At 62.1% G+C, this 449-nt stretch carries 1 protein-coding gene; it reads left to right on the plus strand.

Features of this window, described 5'->3' with window-relative positions:
* Positions 1–449: beta-galactosidase domain 4-containing protein (locus BEI65_RS27210; RefSeq protein WP_232519118.1), on the plus strand; the 449-nt coding region annotated here is incomplete at both ends.

Raw genomic sequence — 449 nt, forward strand, 5'->3', positions numbered from 1 at the left:
TACCTTCGATGCCGACACGCTGACGCTGACCGTCAGCAGCGAGTATCTGTTCCGCGCTACCGACAACGAACGCCTGAACTGGCGACTGGAGTTGGATGGCATCGAGCGCGCCAGCGGCAGCTTCGATCTCACCCTGAAACCACAGGGTAGCGCCAGCGTCCAACTGCTCGAGCGCTTGCCGATGCTCCATCAACCCGGCGAACTGTGGCTGAATGTCGAAGTGGTTCAACCGCAGGCCACCGACTGGTCCGAGGCCAACCATCGCTGCGCCTGGGATCAATGGCTGGTGCCCCGCACGCTGCATCTGGCGCCGCCACCAACGGCAGGCTCGCCCCCACAGCTCAGCCAAGATGACCAAAGGATCGACATCATCCATGGCAATCAACGCTGGCAGTTTACGCGCGACGACGGCTGTTTAGCCCAGTGGTGGCACCACGAACACCCTCAGA

The sequence above is a fragment of the Serratia sp. BW106 genome (assembly GCF_002607755.1).
In the GTDB taxonomy this organism is placed as follows: domain Bacteria; phylum Pseudomonadota; class Gammaproteobacteria; order Enterobacterales; family Enterobacteriaceae; genus Serratia; species Serratia proteamaculans.